The organism is Stenotrophomonas sp. P5_A9, from assembly GCF_056400525.1.
Window position 1 is genome coordinate 1 of sequence record NZ_JBFULC010000097.1, and the last position, 17,108, is coordinate 17,108.

13 protein-coding genes and 1 tRNA gene are annotated in these 17,108 nt (G+C 62.9%); all 14 read left to right on the forward strand.

Annotated elements, in window-relative coordinates:
- Positions 1-507 (forward strand): EF-Tu C-terminal domain-related protein (locus AC1DR7_RS19290; RefSeq protein ID WP_478076627.1); only part of this gene is annotated, 507 nt, incomplete at its 5' end.
- 100 nt (positions 508-607) lie between these two features.
- Positions 608-683: transfer RNA gene (locus AC1DR7_RS19295), tRNA-Trp, on the forward strand.
- 49 nt (positions 684-732) lie between these two features.
- On the forward strand, positions 733-1,140 hold the full coding sequence (gene secE / locus AC1DR7_RS19300; RefSeq protein WP_256775014.1) for a preprotein translocase subunit SecE: 408 nt from the start codon (positions 733-735) through the stop codon (positions 1,138-1,140).
- A 10-nt stretch (positions 1,141-1,150) separates the two neighbouring features.
- A complete protein-coding gene (nusG, locus tag AC1DR7_RS19305; protein WP_019186115.1) occupies positions 1,151-1,711 on the forward strand; it encodes a transcription termination/antitermination protein NusG in 561 nt (186 codons plus the stop codon).
- Between the two features lie 243 nt (positions 1,712-1,954).
- On the forward strand, positions 1,955-2,383 hold the full coding sequence (gene rplK / locus AC1DR7_RS19310; RefSeq protein WP_017356002.1) for a 50S ribosomal protein L11: 429 nt from the start codon (positions 1,955-1,957) through the stop codon (positions 2,381-2,383).
- A gap of 4 nt (positions 2,384-2,387) precedes the next feature.
- Positions 2,388-3,086 carry a 50S ribosomal protein L1 gene (rplA, locus tag AC1DR7_RS19315; RefSeq protein WP_256775016.1) on the forward strand — a complete coding sequence of 233 codons (699 nt, stop codon included), beginning with the start codon at positions 2,388-2,390 and terminating at the stop codon, positions 3,084-3,086.
- 387 nt (positions 3,087-3,473) lie between these two features.
- Positions 3,474-4,013 carry a 50S ribosomal protein L10 gene (gene rplJ / locus AC1DR7_RS19320; RefSeq protein WP_256775017.1) on the forward strand — a complete coding sequence of 180 codons (540 nt, stop codon included), beginning with the start codon at positions 3,474-3,476 and terminating at the stop codon, positions 4,011-4,013.
- Between the two features lie 62 nt (positions 4,014-4,075).
- A complete protein-coding gene (rplL, locus tag AC1DR7_RS19325; protein WP_256775018.1) occupies positions 4,076-4,441 on the forward strand; it encodes a 50S ribosomal protein L7/L12 in 366 nt (121 codons plus the stop codon).
- A 320-nt stretch (positions 4,442-4,761) separates the two neighbouring features.
- Positions 4,762-8,916, forward strand: coding sequence for a DNA-directed RNA polymerase subunit beta (rpoB, locus tag AC1DR7_RS19330; RefSeq protein ID WP_256775019.1), 4,155 nt, complete (start codon positions 4,762-4,764; stop codon positions 8,914-8,916).
- A gap of 53 nt (positions 8,917-8,969) precedes the next feature.
- Positions 8,970-13,208 (forward strand): DNA-directed RNA polymerase subunit beta', encoded by a 4,239-nt coding sequence (gene rpoC / locus AC1DR7_RS19335; protein ID WP_478076628.1) that lies wholly within the window; start codon positions 8,970-8,972, stop codon positions 13,206-13,208.
- A gap of 372 nt (positions 13,209-13,580) precedes the next feature.
- Positions 13,581-13,955 (forward strand): 30S ribosomal protein S12, encoded by a 375-nt coding sequence (gene rpsL, locus AC1DR7_RS19340; RefSeq protein WP_017356008.1) that lies wholly within the window; start codon positions 13,581-13,583, stop codon positions 13,953-13,955.
- Positions 13,956-13,967: 12 nt separating this feature from the next.
- Entirely contained in the window at positions 13,968-14,435 is a 468-nt protein-coding gene (gene rpsG / locus AC1DR7_RS19345) for a 30S ribosomal protein S7 (protein ID WP_019186122.1), read from the forward strand.
- Between the two features lie 138 nt (positions 14,436-14,573).
- Entirely contained in the window at positions 14,574-16,715 is a 2,142-nt protein-coding gene (fusA, locus tag AC1DR7_RS19350) for an elongation factor G (RefSeq protein WP_256775021.1), read from the forward strand.
- A gap of 53 nt (positions 16,716-16,768) precedes the next feature.
- Positions 16,769-17,108: GTP-binding protein (locus AC1DR7_RS19355; RefSeq protein WP_478076629.1), on the forward strand; the 340-nt coding region annotated here is incomplete at its 3' end.

Here is a 17,108-nt window from a genome sequence, read left to right on the forward strand (position 1 = left end):
GTGGTGACCGGTCGTATCGAGCGCGGCGTGATCAAGGTCGGCGAAGAAATCGAAATCGTCGGTATCCGCGACACCGTCAAGACCACCGTGACCGGCGTGGAAATGTTCCGCAAGCTGCTCGACCAGGGTCAGGCAGGCGACAACGCCGGTCTGCTGCTGCGCGGCACCAAGCGTGACGACGTCGAGCGTGGTCAGGTCCTCTGCAAGCCGGGTTCGATCAAGCCGCACACCCAGTTCGACGCCGAAGTCTACGTCCTGTCCAAGGATGAAGGCGGCCGCCACACCCCGTTCTTCAAGGGCTACCGTCCGCAGTTCTACTTCCGCACCACCGACATCACCGGTGCGGTCGAGCTGCCGGAAGGCGTGGAAATGGTCATGCCGGGCGACAACGTGAAGATGGTTGTCACCCTGATCAACCCGGTCGCCATGGATGAAGGCCTGCGCTTCGCGATTCGTGAAGGCGGTCGTACCGTCGGCGCCGGCGTGGTCTCCAAGATCCTCAAGTAATTTCGTAATACCGGCGGTTGCTTAGCGCTGCCGGTCTCGCGAATGGCGGGCCGGGAACCTCGGTCCGCCTTCGCCGTCTAAGGGAAGGCAGTTTTTCAGTACGCCAGTAGCTCAATTGGCAGAGCAGCGGTCTCCAAAACCGCAGGTTGGGGGTTCGAGTCCCTCCTGGCGTGCCACTTCTCCCTTCCAGCGGCCATGCCATGCCGCCTCAGCAGCCAGAGCCGGATGAACAGCAAGATCGAGCATTCCAAGGACAACACCTCTACTGGAGGTGACATCGTCAAGTACGCCGCCGCAACCATTCTGGTGCTGGCGGGTCTCTTTGCTTGGTACTGGTTCGGCACCCCTGAGCATGCGTCCCAGAGTGCATGGGCCGGTCCGCTTCGCGGTCTGGCCGTTGTCGTTGGCCTCGCGGCCGGCGTTGGCGTGTTCCTGATGACCGGCAAAGGTCGCGACACGCGTGCGTTTCTTTCCGAATCGCGTTTCGAACTGCGCAAGGTTGTCTGGCCGACCCGCCAGGAAGCCATCCGCATGACCTGGGTGGTGATCGTGGTTGTGATCATCCTCAGCCTCCTGCTGGGCGGATTTGATTTCCTGATTCAGAAAGCGACCCAGTGGTTCCTGGGTCGATAAGGAGAAACCAGTGAAGCGTTGGTACGTCGTTCACGCCTATTCGGGCTTCGAAAAGTCGGTTGCGCAGGCTCTGCGCGATCGCATCGTGCGTGACGAGATGCAGGAGCGCTTCGGTGATGTCCTGGTCCCGACCGAGGAAGTGGTCGAAATGCGCGCCGGCCAGAAGCGCCGTTCCGAGCGCAAGTTCTTCCCGGGTTACGTGCTGGTCCAGATCGAGACCCACGAAGAAAACGGTATCCCGCGCATCGACAACGAAAGTTGGCATCTTGTGAAGGACACCTCCAAGGTGATGGGCTTCATCGGCGGTACTGCCGATCGTCCGCTGCCGATCCGTGATGAAGAGGCTGCTGCCATCCTGGACCGCGTTCAGGAAGGCGTGGAAAAGCCCCGTCCGAAGGTGCTGTTCGAGCCGGGCCAGATGGTCCGTGTCACCGAAGGCCCGTTCAACGACTTCAATGGCGTGGTCGAGGAAGTCAACTACGAGAAGAGCCGTCTGCGCGTCTCGGTGCTGATCTTCGGTCGTGCTACCCCGGTCGAGCTCGAGTTCGGCCAGGTCGAAAAGGCCGTCTGAGCCTGCGGGAACAAGGTTCCGGGCCATCGCCCGGAACCTGAACGGCCCGGTCGCGCCTGCCTTGCGGCAATGGCGAAAAAATTCTGATATAGTGCGCGGCTTCCTGCCAGGAAGCTGGCAAAAAGCAAGGGCCGCCGCGAGGTGGCCTTCTGCGTGAATTCAAAACGCGATGCCGGGACGCGTGATTCCCGGTCCGATGGGGAGCCTGTTGTCGTAAGGCGCTAGCACCCGGAGAGCATACTCATGGCAAAGAAAGTTGTCGGTTACATCAAGCTGCAGGTGAAGGCCGGTCAGGCCAACCCCTCGCCGCCGGTCGGTCCTGCGCTGGGTCAGCGCGGCCTGAACATCATGGAATTCTGCAAGGCCTTCAATGCCGCCACGCAGAAGCTGGAGCCGGGTCTGCCGGTGCCGGTCATCATCACGGCCTATTCGGACCGTACCTTCACCTTCATCACCAAGAGCACCCCGGCCGCCGTGCTGCTCAAGAAGGCTGCTGGCATCTCCTCGGGCTCCAAGCGCCCGAACACCGACAAGGTGGGCAAGGTGACCCGTAAGCAGCTKGAAGAAATCGCCAAGACCAAGGAAGCCGACCTGACGGCCGCCGACCTGGACGCCGCGGTGCGCACGATTGCCGGTTCTGCCCGTTCCATGGGCCTCGTGGTGGAGGGTTAAGAAGATGGCACAGACCAAGCGTGAGAAGGCCATCAAGGCTGCCGTCGTCCCGGGTAAGGCGTATGCCTTCGAGGACGCAATCAAGATCCTGAAGACCGCTACCAAGGCCAAGTTCGTCGAGTCCTTCGACGTCGCTGTGCGCCTGGGCGTGGACGCCAAGAAGTCCGACCAGCAGGTGCGCGGTTCCACCGTGCTGCCGTCCGGTACCGGCAAGAGCGTGCGCGTCGCCGTCTTCGCCCCGGCCGGTGCCAAGGCTGACGAAGCCCTGGCCGCTGGCGCCGAAGCCGTTGGTATGGAAGACCTGGCCGAGAAGATGCAGGCCGGCGATCTGAACTACGACGTCGTCATCGCCACCCCGGACGCCATGCGCGTCGTGGGTAAGCTGGGCACCGTGCTCGGCCCGCGCGGCCTGATGCCGAACCCGAAGGTCGGCACCGTGTCGGCCAACCCGGGTGAAGCGGTCAAGAATGCCAAGTCGGGTCAGGTGCGTTACCGCACCGACAAGGCCGGCATCATCCATTGCACCATCGGCAAGGCCGACTTCGCCGAAGACGCGCTGAAGTTGAACCTGCAGGCGCTGCTGATGGACCTGATCAAGGCCAAGCCGGCAACCTCGAAGGGCACCTACCTGCAGAAGGTTTCGGTCAGCTCGACGATGGGCCCGGGCGTCACCGTCGATCCGTCGTCGCTGACCCTGAAGTAATCGTTTCAAGCGGGCGCGGGTCCTTCGGGTCCCGTGTCCGTCACATTTGAAGGCATCCGAGCAGGGGCAACCCCGCGGAGAAGCCGTCAAAGACCGCAGGCGCGGTCAGTACATACCGGCGACGGGCAGGGATGCTCGCTTTGGCAAGGAGTCGCCGCCGGCGCAGTACCGACCGCTTAATCGATTCTCTCGGGAATCACCCTGCGTAGATGGTGCCCTTCTGGAGTTTTTCTGGTTTACGCACGTCTGGGTTCTCCCAGGTTGGCCATCCAGGTCTAGAACGGCCCACCCTTGGAACATCACCTGATGTTCCCGGCGTCCAGGAGGGATACCGCCCAGGACCGCGCTCGGCAGGAGCCGTAAGCGGAGTTCAATTGGAGGAGTGCAATGGCTCTCAATCTGTCCCAGAAGCAAGAAGTAGTCGCGGAGCTGGCAGAAGTCGCCGCCAAGGCTCACTCCTTGATCGCAGCCGAATATGCTGGCACCACGGTCTCCCAGATGACCGCGATGCGCAAGCAGGCACGCGAAACCGGCGTTTTCTTGAAAGTTGTCAAGAACACGCTGGCGGCACGTGCAGTGGAAGGTACCGAATACGAATGCGCCAAAGACGCACTCGTCGGTCCGCTGCTGTACGCGTTCTCGCTCGAGGAGCCCGGCGCAGCCGGTCGCCTGATCAAGGATTTTGCCAAGACCAACGACAAGCTGCAGGCAAAGGTCGTGGCCATCGGCGGGGAACTGTTCCCGGCTGGCCATGTCGACGTGCTGGCCTCGCTGCCGACCCGTGATCAGGCCCTGGCCATGCTGGCCCGCGTCCTGACCGAGCCGGTCACGATGTTCGCCCGCGCCATCAAGGCCATCGGCGACAAGCAGGGTGGTGGCGAAGAAGCCGCTGCCGACGCTGCCGAACCGGCTGCCGAGACCGCCTGAGTCGACGTTTCCGTGGTTCCTGACGGAACCTCAACCCAGAAAATTATCCAAAGGTAATCAAAATGTCCCTTACCAACGAACAGATCGTCGACGCAATCGCCGAGAAGTCCCTGATGGAAGTGATGGAGCTGGTCAAGGCCATCGAAGAGAAGTTCGGCGTCTCCGCCGCTGCTCCGGTCGCCGCTGCTGTGGCTGGCCCGGCTGCCGTCGTTGAAGAGCAGACCGAATTCGACGTCATCCTGAAGTCGGCCGGCGACAAGAAGGTCGAAGTCATCAAGGCCGTCCGCGCCATCACGGGCCTGGGCCTGAAGGAAGCGAAGGACCTGGCCGAAGCCGGTGGCGTGATCAAGGAAGCCGCTTCGAAGGACGACGCTGCCAAGTTCAAGAAGGACCTGGAAGCTGCTGGCGCGACTGTCGAAGTCAAGTAAGCAGTTCCTTGCCTCGCCATCGAATCGCGGCGATGCAGCCAAGGCTGGGGGCGTAAGCCCCCGGCCTTTGGTCGTTGTTGCGACAACGACCGGTAGAGCCGACCGTTGGTCGGCTGCGGTAGAGCCGACCGTTGGTCGGCTGCGGTAGAGCCGACCGTTGGTCGGCTGACCTTTCCGGCCCCAGGCCGGCGAGTTGGCAGTTGGAAGTAGCAAAAGAAGGCGTGCTGGTGCCGGCAATACCAGCGACTTCCAACTGACAATTTTCATGTTCCCTTCGGGCCGCGCCTGTACGGCGGCCCGCACAGCCAAGGTGAGACCCCATGACGTCATATTCGTTCACCGAAAAGAAGCGTATCCGCAAGGATTTCGGCAAGCAGCGCTCGATCCTCGAAGTGCCTTTCCTGCTCGCCATCCAGGTGGATTCCTATCGGGAGTTCCTGCAGGAAAACATCGATCCGGCCAAGCGCCGTGATCTGGGCCTGCACGCCGCCCTGAAGTCGGTCTTCCCGATCGCCAGCTACAGCGGCAACGCTGCGCTGGAATACGTGGGTTACAAGCTTGGCGAACCGGTGTTCGACGAGCGCGAGTGCCGCCAGCGCGGCATGAGCTACGGCGCGCCGCTGCGCGTGACCGTGCGCCTGGTGATCTACGACCGCGAGTCGTCGACCAAGGCCATCAAGTACGTGAAGGAGCAGGAGGTCTACCTCGGCGAAATCCCGCTGATGACCGACAACGGCACCTTCATCGTCAACGGTACCGAGCGCGTCATCGTGTCGCAGCTGCACCGTTCGCCGGGCGTGTTCTTCGACCACGACCGTGGCAAGACCCACAGCTCGGGCAAGCTGCTGTACAGCGCCCGCATCATCCCGTACCGCGGCTCCTGGCTGGACTTCGAGTTCGACCCGAAGGACGCGCTGTTCACCCGTATCGATCGTCGCCGCAAGCTGCCGGTGTCGATCCTGCTGCGTGCGCTGGGCTACAGCAATGAAGAAATGCTGGCCGAGTTCTTCGAGATCAACACCTTCCACATCAACCCCGATGAAGGTGTGCAGCTCGAACTGGTGGCCGAGCGTCTGCGCGGCGAGACCCTGAACTTCGACCTGGCCGACGGCGACAAGGTCATCGTCGAAGCCGGCAAGCGCATCACCGCGCGCCACGTCAAGCAGCTGGAAGCCTCCGGCATCGCCGCCCTGGCCGTGCCGGACGATTACATCGTCGGCCGCATCCTGTCGCACGACGTGGTGGACGCCAATACCGGTGAGCTGCTGGCCCAGGCCAACGACGAAATCACCGACGATCAGCTGCAGGCCTTCCGCAAGGCCGGCGTCGATGCCGTGGGCACCCTGTGGGTGAACGACCTGGATCGTGGCCCGTACCTGTCCAACACCCTGCGCATCGATCCGACCAAGACCCAGCTGGAAGCCCTGGTCGAGATCTACCGCATGATGCGTCCGGGCGAGCCGCCGACCAAGGATGCCGCGCAGAACCTGTTCCACAACCTGTTCTTCACCTTCGAGCGCTACGACCTGTCCACGGTCGGCCGCATGAAGTTCAACCGTCGTGTCGGCCGCAAGGCTGTCACCGGCGAAGCGGTGCTGTACGACCGCAAGTACTTCGGTGAGCGCAACGACGAAGAGTCCAAGCGCCTGGTCGCCGAGCATGCCGATACCTCCGACATCCTGGAAGTGATCAAGGTCCTGACCGAGATCCGCAATGGTCGCGGCGTGGTCGATGACATCGATCACCTGGGCAACCGTCGCGTGCGTTCGGTCGGTGAAATGGCCGAGAACGTGTTCCGCGTGGGCCTGGTCCGCGTCGAGCGCGCGGTCAAGGAGCGCCTGTCGATGGCCGAATCCGAAGGCCTGACCCCGCAGGAGCTGATCAACGCCAAGCCGGTCGCCGCTGCCATCAAGGAGTTCTTCGGCTCCTCGCAGCTGTCCCAGTTCATGGATCAGAACAACCCGCTGTCGGAAGTCACCCACAAGCGTCGCGTCTCGGCCCTGGGCCCGGGCGGTCTGACCCGTGAGCGCGCCGGCTTCGAAGTGCGCGACGTCCATCCGACCCATTACGGCCGCGTCTGCACCATCGAAACCCCGGAAGGCCCGAACATCGGCCTGATCAACTCGCTGGCCGTGTACGCCCGCACCAACCAGTACGGTTTCCTCGAGACCCCGTACCGCAAGGTCGCCGACGGCAAGGTCTCCGACGACATCGAGTTCCTGTCGGCGATCGAAGAAAACGAATACGTCATCGCCCAGGCCAACGCCCTGACCGATGCCAACAGCATGCTCACCGAGCAGTTCGTGCCGTGCCGCTTCCAGGGCGAGTCGCTGCTCAAGCCGCCGGCGGAAGTCCACTTCATGGACGTCTCGCCGATGCAGACCGTGTCCATTGCAGCGGCGCTGGTTCCGTTCCTGGAACACGATGACGCAAACCGTGCACTGATGGGCGCCAACATGCAGCGCCAGGCCGTGCCGACCCTGCGTGCGCAGAAGCCGCTGGTGGGTACCGGTATCGAACGCGCCGTGGCCCGTGACTCGGGTGTGACCGTGAACGCCCGTCGTGGCGGTGAGATCGTGCAGATCGACGCCGGCCGCATCGTGGTCAAGGTCAACGAAGTGGAGATCACCGACGCGACCGACGCCGGCGTGGATATCTACAACCTGATCAAGTACACCCGTTCCAACCAGAACACCTGCATCAACCAGCGTCCGCTGGTGGAAGTGGGCAACGTGGTGGCGCGTGGCGACGTGCTGGCTGACGGTCCGTCCACCGACATCGGCGAACTGGCCCTGGGCCAGAACATGCTGATCGCCTTCATGCCGTGGAACGGCTACAACTTCGAAGACTCCATCCTGCTTTCCGAGCGCGTGGTGGAAGAGGATCGTTACACCACGATCCACATCGAAGAGCTGACCTGCGTCGCGCGTGACACCAAGCTGGGGCCGGAGGAAATTTCCGCCGACATCCCGAACGTGTCCGAGCAGGCGCTGAACCGCCTGGACGAGTCGGGCGTGGTGTACATCGGTGCCGAAGTGCGCGCCGGCGACATCATGGTCGGCAAGGTCACCCCGAAGGGCGAAAGCCAGCTGACCCCGGAAGAGAAGCTGCTGCGCGCCATCTTCGGCGAGAAGGCTTCGGACGTGAAGGACAGCTCGCTGCGCGTGCCGCCGGGCATGGACGGCACCGTCATCGACGTGCAGGTCTTCACCCGCGACGGTATCGAGAAGGACAAGCGTGCCCGTCAGATCGAAGAATCTGAAATCAAGCGCGTCAAGAAGGACTTCGACGACCAGTTCCGCATCCTGGAAGGCGCCATCTACGCCCGTCTGCGTTCGCAGATCGTGGGCAAGGTGGTCAACGGCGGTGCCAACCTGAAGAAGGGCGACACCGTTACCGACGCCTACCTGGACGGCCTGAAGAAGGCCGACTGGTTCGTGCTGCGCATGAAGGATGACGACGCCTCCGAAGCCATCGAACGCGCCCAGAAGCAGATCCAGGCGCACGAGAAGGAATTCGAGCGTCGCTTCGCCGACAAGCGCGGCAAGATCACCGCGGGCGACGACCTGGCGCCGGGCGTGCTGAAGATGGTCAAGGTGTTCCTGGCCGTGAAGCGTCGTATCCAGCCGGGCGACAAGATGGCAGGCCGCCACGGCAACAAGGGTGTGGTCTCCAACGTGGTGCCGGTCGAGGACATGCCGTACATGGCCTCGGGCGAGACCGTGGACATCGTGCTGAACCCGCTGGGCGTGCCGTCGCGTATGAACATCGGCCAGATCCTGGAAGTGCATCTGGGCTGGGCCGCCAAGGGCCTGGGTCGCAAGATCCAGGGCATGCTGGAAGCCCAGGCCGCGATCAGCGACCTGCGCAAGTTCCTGGACGATGTCTACAACCATGACAAGACCCAGCACGCCAACCATGTCGACCTGACCCAGTTCAGCGACGAGGAGCTGCTGCGCCTGGCCGACAACCTGACCGACGGCGTGCCGATGGCCACCCCGGTGTTCGACGGTGCCACCGAAGCCGAGATCAAGCACATGCTTGCCCTGGCCGACCTGCCGTTGAGCGGCCAGACCCAGCTGTATGACGGCCGCACCGGTGAGGCATTCGATCGCCACACCACCGTGGGCTACATGCACTACCTGAAGCTGAACCACCTGGTCGACGACAAGATGCACGCCCGTTCGACCGGCCCGTACTCGCTCGTTACCCAGCAGCCGCTGGGCGGCAAGGCGCAGTTCGGCGGCCAGCGCTTCGGTGAAATGGAAGTCTGGGCGCTGGAAGCCTACGGCGCGGCCTACACCCTGCAGGAAATGCTGACGGTGAAGTCCGATGACGTGCAGGGTCGTAACCAGATGTACAAGAACATCGTCGACGGTGAGCACGAGATGGTCGCGGGCATGCCGGAATCCTTCAACGTTCTCGTGAAGGAAATCCGCTCGCTGGCCATCAACATGGAACTGGAAGACAACTGATGGCGCAGGCGCGGCAACCCCCGCAGCCGCGGCACCCGGTTTTTTTCTAAGACTTGCTCAACCTCTTCAACCAGCAGCGCCAGACGCTGGACTTCGACGCGATCAAGATCGCGCTGGCCTCGCCGGACCTGATCCGTTCGTGGTCCTTCGGCGAAGTGAAGAAGCCGGAAACCATCAACTACCGTACGTTCAAGCCGGAACGTGACGGCCTGTTCTGCGCCGCCATCTTCGGACCGGTCAAGGACTACGAGTGCCTGTGCGGCAAGTACAAGCGCATGAAGCACCGCGGCGTGGTCTGCGAAAAGTGCGGCACCGAAGTCACCCTGGCCAAGGTGCGTCGCGAGCGCATGGGCCACATCGACCTGGCTTCGCCGGTCGCGCACATCTGGTTCCTCAAGTCGCTGCCGTCGCGCATCGGCCTGATGCTGGACATGACCCTGCGTGACATCGAACGCGTGCTGTACTTCGAAGCCTACGTGGTGACCGAGCCGGGTCTGACGACCCTGGAGCGCCGTCAGCTGCTGACCGAAGAGCAGTACCTGCAGGCACGCCAGGAACACGGCGACGACTTCGATGCCGCCATGGGCGCCGAGGCCGTGTACGAACTGCTGCGCACCATCGACCTGCAGTCGGAAATGACCCGCCTGCGCGAAGAAGTCGCCAGCACCGGTTCGGAAACCAAGCTCAAGCGTCTGACCAAGCGCATCAAGCTGGTCGAGGCCTTCCTCGAGTCGGGCAACCGTCCGGAGTGGATGGTCATGACCGTGCTGCCGGTGCTGCCGCCGGACCTGCGTCCGCTGGTGCCGCTGGACGGTGGCCGCTTCGCGACCTCCGACCTGAACGATCTGTACCGCCGCGTCATCAACCGCAACAACCGCCTGCGCCGCCTGCTCGAGCTGAACGCGCCGGACATCATCGTGCGCAATGAAAAGCGCATGCTGCAGGAATCGGTCGATGCGCTGCTGGACAACGGCCGTCGTGGCCGTGCCATCACCGGCACCAACAAGCGCCCGCTGAAGTCGCTGGCCGACATGATCAAGGGCAAGCAGGGTCGCTTCCGCCAGAACCTGCTGGGCAAGCGCGTGGACTACTCGGGCCGTTCGGTCATCGTGGTCGGTCCGTACCTGCGCCTGCACCAGTGCGGCCTGCCGAAGAAGATGGCGCTTGAGCTGTTCAAGCCGTTCGTGTTCGCCAAGCTGCAGCGTCGTGGCCTGGCCACCACCATCAAGGCCGCCAAGAAGCTGGTCGAGCGCGAAGAAGCCGAAGTCTGGGACATCCTGGAAGAGGTCATCCGCGAACATCCGGTGATGCTGAACCGTGCGCCGACCCTGCATCGTCTGGGCATCCAGGCGTTCGAGCCGGTGCTGATCGAAGGCAAGGCCATCCAGCTGCACCCGCTGGTCTGCACCGCGTTCAACGCCGACTTCGACGGTGACCAGATGGCCGTCCACGTGCCGCTCTCGCTGGAAGCCCAGCTGGAAGCGCGTGCGCTGATGATGTCCACCAACAACATCCTGTCGCCGGCCAACGGCGAGCCGATCATCGTGCCGTCGCAGGACGTCGTGCTGGGTCTGTACTACATGACCCGCTCGCTGGAGAACAAGAAGGGCGAGGGCATGGCCTTCGCCAACATCTCCGAAGTCAAGCGCGCCTACGACAACCGCGTGGTCGAACTGCACGCACGCGTCAAGGTCCGCATCACCGAAGTGGTGACCGACGAGGACGGCAACAAGCAGAACAAGACCTCGATCGTGGACACCACGATCGGTCGCGCCCTGCTGGCTGAAATCCTGCCGGAAGGCCTGCCGTTCGCGCTGGCCAACACCGAGCTGACCAAGAAGAACATCAGCCGCCTGATCAACTCCAGCTACCGCCAGCTGGGCTTGAAGGACACGGTCGTGTTCGCCGACAAGCTGATGTACACCGGCTTTGCCTACGCCACCCGTGCCGGCGTGTCGATCGGCATCGACGACATGCTGATCCCGGACGAGAAGAAGGGCATCCTCACCGAGGCCGAAGCCGAAGTGCTGGAAATCCAGGAGCAGTACCAGTCGGGCCTGGTCACCGCCGGCGAACGCTACAACAAGGTGGTCGACATCTGGTCGCGTACCAATGAACGCATCGCCAAGGCGATGATGGACACCATTGGTACCGAGAAGGTGATCAACGCCAAGGGCGAGACCATCGACCAGAAGTCGATGAACTCGCTGTACATCATGGCCGACTCCGGTGCGCGTGGTAGCCAGGCGCAGATCCGTCAGCTGGCCGGTATGCGTGGCCTGATGGCGCGACCGGATGGCTCGATCATCGAAACGCCCATCAAGGCGAACTTCCGTGAAGGCCTGAACGTGCAGGAGTACTTCAACTCTACGCACGGTGCCCGTAAGGGTCTGGCCGATACCGCGCTGAAGACGGCGAACTCGGGTTACCTGACCCGTCGTCTGGTCGACGTGGCGCAGGACGTGGTCATCACCGAGGTGGATTGCGGTACCACCGAAGGCCTGACCATGACCCCGATCGTGGAAGGCGGCGACGTCGTGGAGCCGTTGAAGGACCGCGTGCTGGGTCGTGTCGTGGCCGAGGACGTGTTCCTGCCGGGCAACGACGAAGATCCGATCGTGACCCGCAACACCCTGCTCGACGAGCAGTGGGTGGCCCTGCTTGAAGATGCCAGCGTGCAGTCGGTGAAGGTCCGTTCGACCATCTCCTGCGCCTCGCCCTTCGGTGTCTGCGCCCATTGCTACGGCCGCGATCTGGCCCGTGGCCACATCGTCAACATCGGTGAAGCGGTTGGCGTCATCGCCGCCCAGTCGATCGGTGAGCCGGGTACCCAGCTGACCATGCGTACGTTCCACATCGGTGGTGCGGCATCGCGTGCGGCTGCGGTCGACAACGTCACCGTGAAGACCACCGGTTCGGTGAAGTTCAACAACCTGAAGTCGGTCGAGCACGCCAGCGGTTCGCTGGTGGCGGTCTCGCGTTCGGGTGAAATCTCGGTGCTCGATGCCCACGGTCGTGAGCGTGAGCGTTACAAGCTGCCCTACGGCTCGACCATTGCGTCCAAGGATGGCGACCAGGTCAAGGCTGGCCAGACCGTGGCCAACTGGGACCCGCATAACCACCCGATCGTGTCCGAAGTGGCCGGTTTCATCCGCTTCATCGACTTCATCGACGGCGTCACCGTCATCGAGAAGACCGACGAACTGACCGGCCTGGCATCGCGTGAAATCACCGATCCGAAGCGTCGTGGCTCGCAGGCCAAGGAACTGCGCCCGATCGTGCGTATCGTGGATGGCAAGGGCAATGACCTGACCATTCCGAACACCGATCTGCCGGCCCAGTACCTGCTGCCGCCGCGTTCCATCGTCAACCTGCAGGACGGCGCCGCCGTCGGCGTGGGCGACGTGGTCGCCAAGATCCCGCAGGAAGCGTCCAAGACCCGTGACATCACCGGTGGTCTGCCGCGCGTTGCCGACTTGTTCGAAGCGCGCAAGCCGAAGGATCCGGCGATCCTGGCCGAGCGTTCGGGCATCATCAGCTTCGGCAAGGACACCAAGGGCAAGCAGCGCCTGATCATCAAGGACRCCGATGGTTCCGAGCACGAAGAGCTGATCCCGAAGTACCGTCAGGTGATCGTGTTCGAAGGCGAGCACGTGACCAAGGGCGAAACCATCGTGGACGGCGAGCCGAGCCCGCAGGACATCCTGCGTCTGCTGGGCGTCGAGCCGCTGGCGGCCTACCTGGTCAAGGAAATCCAGGACGTGTACCGCCTGCAGGGCGTGAAGATCAACGACAAGCACATCGAAGTGATCACCCGTCAGATGCTGCGCAAGGTCGAGATCACCGACCAGGGCAGCAGCAAGTTCCTGAATGGCGAGCAGGCCGAGCGCCAGCGCGTCATCGAGGAAAATGCACGCCTGACCGCCCGCAACGAGCTGATCGCCCGTTTCGATCCGGTCCTGCTGGGTATCACCAAGGCGTCGCTGGCCACTGAATCGTTCATCTCGGCGGCCTCCTTCCAGGAAACCACCCGCGTGTTGACCGAAGCTGCCGTCCGCGGCACCAAGGACAACCTGCGCGGCCTGAAGGAAAACGTCATCGTCGGCCGCCTGATCCCGGCCGGTACCGGTCTGTCGTACCACGCCAACCGCCGTCGCAACGCCTCGGGTCTGACCGACTCGGAAATGCAGACCCTGTCCGGCTCCGCGCCGGTAGTGGCTGAAGTGGCAGCGCCGGCACCGGTGGCCGTGGCATCGACCGACGCCGAACAGGCGCCGGGCAGCGACGAGTAATACGCAGGCCCGGCTCCGGCCGGGCCCGCGGCAGGGCAGGGTGCCGACCTCCGGGTCGGCCTCTTCCCGACAGGACACGGCGCAGGCTGGTCCGATGAATCGGCAGCACCGGCCACTGGCCGGATCGCCACCGATGAGGTAGGATGCCCGCCGGTCTTGCAAAGGACCGGCTTGACAACCTGAACGGGGGGCACGGAAAAGGCTCCCCTGTAACGGCCCGGGATCAGGGCTGGCCGGGCGCGTGCGCATTTGACTGCGTTTTCGCCGGGTTGCTACAATCGTCTGTCTCAGCAGGCCGGTTTCTCGCCTGCTCGCACATTTCCGCATTCAATGGCCAGTCTTTTCATTGGCCTCTCTCAGAAGAACATACTGATGGCGACGATCAATCAGCTTGTCCGCAAGCCGCGGCAGGCAACCACTTATAAGAGTGCCTCCCCGGCTCTCGATAAGTGCCCCCAGCGCCGTGGCGTCTGCACGCGCGTGTACACCACCACTCCGAAGAAGCCGAACTCGGCGCTTCGCAAGGTTGCCAAGGTTCGCCTGACCAACCAGGAAGAAGTGATTAGCTACATCGGCGGCGAAGGCCACAACCTGCAGGAGCACTCCGTGGTCCTGATCCGTGGCGGTCGCGTCAAGGATCTGCCGGGTGTGCGTTACCACACCGTGCGTGGCTCGCTGGACGCCTCCGGCGTTGCCAAGCGTCGCCAGGGCCGTTCCAAGTACGGCGCCAAGCGTCCGAAGAGCTAAGGGAAAGTACACATGTCTCGTAAAGGTAATACGCCGCAGCGCTCTGTCCTGCCGGATCCGAAGCACGGAAGTGAAACCATCGCACGCTTCATCAACATGGTGATGCTGAGCGGCAAGAAGTCGGTCGCTGAAAAGATCGTCTATGGCGCCATGGACGTGATCGGCGAAAAGAACCCGAATTCCGTCGAGCTGGTTCAGAAGGCTCTGGAAAACGTGGCTCCGTCGGTCGAAGTCAAGTCCCGTCGCGTCGGTGGTGCCACCTACCAGGTGCCCGTCGAAGTGCGTTCCTCGCGCAAGATGGCGCTGGCCATGCGTTGGCTGATCGACTCCGCGCGCAAGCGTGGTGAGAACACCATGCCGAAGAAGCTGGCTGCCGAACTGCTGGACGCCTCGGAAAACCGTGGTGGCGCTATCAAGAAGCGCGAAGAAACCCACCGCATGGCCGAAGCCAACAAGGCATTCGCCCACTACCGCTGGTGAGTTTGACGGCCTTGCAAAACAGGCACGGCGGCACTATCTCCTAGTGCCGCTTCGCGGCACCTGGGGTGCCGCGCCAATCCGAAGGCCGCCGAAAGGCGGCGTTCGGCCATCCGAATTCCAAGAAATTGAGAGGCTCCCGTGGCCCGCAACACTCCCATCGAGCGTTACCGCAACTTCGGCATCATGGCTCACATCGATGCTGGCAAGACCACCACGTCCGAGCGCATCCTGTTCTACACCGGCAAGAGCCACAAGATCGGTGAAGTGCACGACGGCGCTGCCACCATGGACTGGATGGAGCAGGAGCAGGAGCGTGGCATCACGATCCAGTCCGCTGCGACCACCGCGTTCTGGAAGGGCATGGACAAGTCCCTGCCGGAGCACCGCTTCAACATCATCGATACCCCCGGACACGTCGACTTCACCATCGAAGTGGAGCGTTCGCTGCGCGTGCTCGACGGTGCGGTGTTCGTGCTGTGCGCCGTCGGTGGCGTGCAGCCGCAGTCGGAAACCGTGTGGCGCCAGGCCAACCGGTACAAGGTGCCGCGCATTGCCTTCGTCAACAAGATGGACCGCACCGGTGCCAACTTCACCAAGGTCGTGGGCCAGCTGAAGGCCAAGCTCGGCGCCACCGCCGTGCCGATGCAGCTGCCGATCGGCGCTGAAGAAGGCTTCAAGGGCGTGGTCGACCTGATCAAGATGAAGGCCATCCATTGGGATGAAGCCTCGCAGGGCATGAAGTTCGAGTACCTGGAAATCCCGGCCGACATGCAGGCGGAGGCCGAAGAGGCCCGCACCTACATGATCGAAGCCGCGGCTGAAGCCAGCGAAGAGCTGATGGAAAAGTACCTGGGCGGCGAAGAACTGACCGAGGCCGAGATCGTCGAGGCCCTGCGCGTGCGCACCCTGGCCACCGACATCGTGCCGATGTACTGCGGTTCGGCGTTCAAGAACAAGGGCGTGCAGGCCATGCTCGACGGCGTGGTGCAGCTGCTGCCGTCGCCGATCGACGTGCCGGACGTGACCGGTACCGACGTGGACGATGAAACCATCGCCCTGAGCCGCAAGTCCGACGACAAGGCCCCGTTCTCGGCCCTGGCCTTCAAGATCATCACCGATCCGTTCGTGGGCGCGCTGACCTTCTTCCGTGTCTACTCGGGCACCCTGAACGCCGGCGACCAGCTGCTGAACTCGGTCAAGGGCAAGAAGGAGCGCATCGGCCGCATCCTGCAGATGCATTCCAACGATCGCGAAGAGATCAAGGAAGTGCTGGCCGGTGACATCGCGGCTGCTGTGGGCCTGAAGGACACCACCACCGGTGACACCCTGTGCTCGCAGGACCACCCGATCATCCTGGAGCGCATGGTGTTCCCGGAGCCGGTCATCTCGATGGCCGTCGAACCGAAGACCAAGTCCGACCAGGAAAAGATGGGTCTGGCCCTCGGCCGTCTGGCCCAGGAAGATCCGTCGTTCCGCGTCAAGACCGACGAAGAATCCGGCCAGACCATCATCTCGGGCATGGGCGAGCTGCACCTGGACATCATCGTCGACCGCATGAAGCGCGAGTTCAACGTTGAAGCCAACGTGGGCAAGCCGCAGGTTGCGTACCGCGAAACCATTCAGATGGCCGACGTCAAGTCGGACTACAAGCACGCCAAGCAGTCCGGTGGTAAGGGTCAGTACGGTCACGTCGTGATCGAGCTGTCGCCGATCACCGCTGAAGACCGTGCAGATCCGAAGCTGGCCGCCGGCATCAAGGATGATTTCCTGTTCATCAACGACATCACCGGTGGCGTGATTCCGAAGGAATTCATTCCGTCGATCGAAAAGGGCCTGCGCGAAACCATCACCAGCGGTCCGCTGGCCGGCTTCCCGGTCGTGGACGTCAAGGTGAAGCTGGTGTTCGGCTCGTACCATGACGTCGACTCCTCGGAAATGGCGTTCAAGCTGGCTTCCTCGATGGCCTTCAAGCAGGGCTTCCAGAAGGCCAAGCCGGTCCTGCTGGAACCGATCATGAAGGTCGAGATCGTGACCCCGGAGGATTACCAGGGTGACGTGATGGGCGACGTCAGCCGTCGTCGTGGCGTGCTGCAGGGTTCGAGCACCACCGGTGACGGTTCGGCCAGCATCATCAACGCGATGATCCCGCTGGGTGAAATGTTCGGTTACGCCACCTCGCTGCGTTCGCAGACCCAGGGTCGCGCGACGTTCACGATGGAATTCGACCACTACGAGCCGGCGCCGAACAACATCGCCGAAACCGTGATCAAGAAGTCCTGAGCGTAAGCTCGGGACTCCACCTCATTCTTTTCTGATATCCAAGGTATACAACAATGGCAAAGGGTAAGTTCGAGCGCACCAAGCCGCACGTCAACGTCGGCACCATCGGTCACGTCGATCACGGCAAGACCACGCTGACCGCTGCACTGACCAAGATCGGTGCCGAGCGCTTCGGTGGCGAATTCAAGGATTACTCGGCGATCGACGCCGCGCCGGAAGAAAAGGCGCGTGGCATCACGATCTCGACCGCGCACGTCGAATACGAATCCACCGAGCGTCATTACGCCCACGTGGATTGCCCGGGCCATGCTGACTACGTCAAGAACATGATCACCGGTGCTGCCCAGATGGACGGCGCGATCCTGGTCTGCTCGGCCGCTGACGGCCCGATGC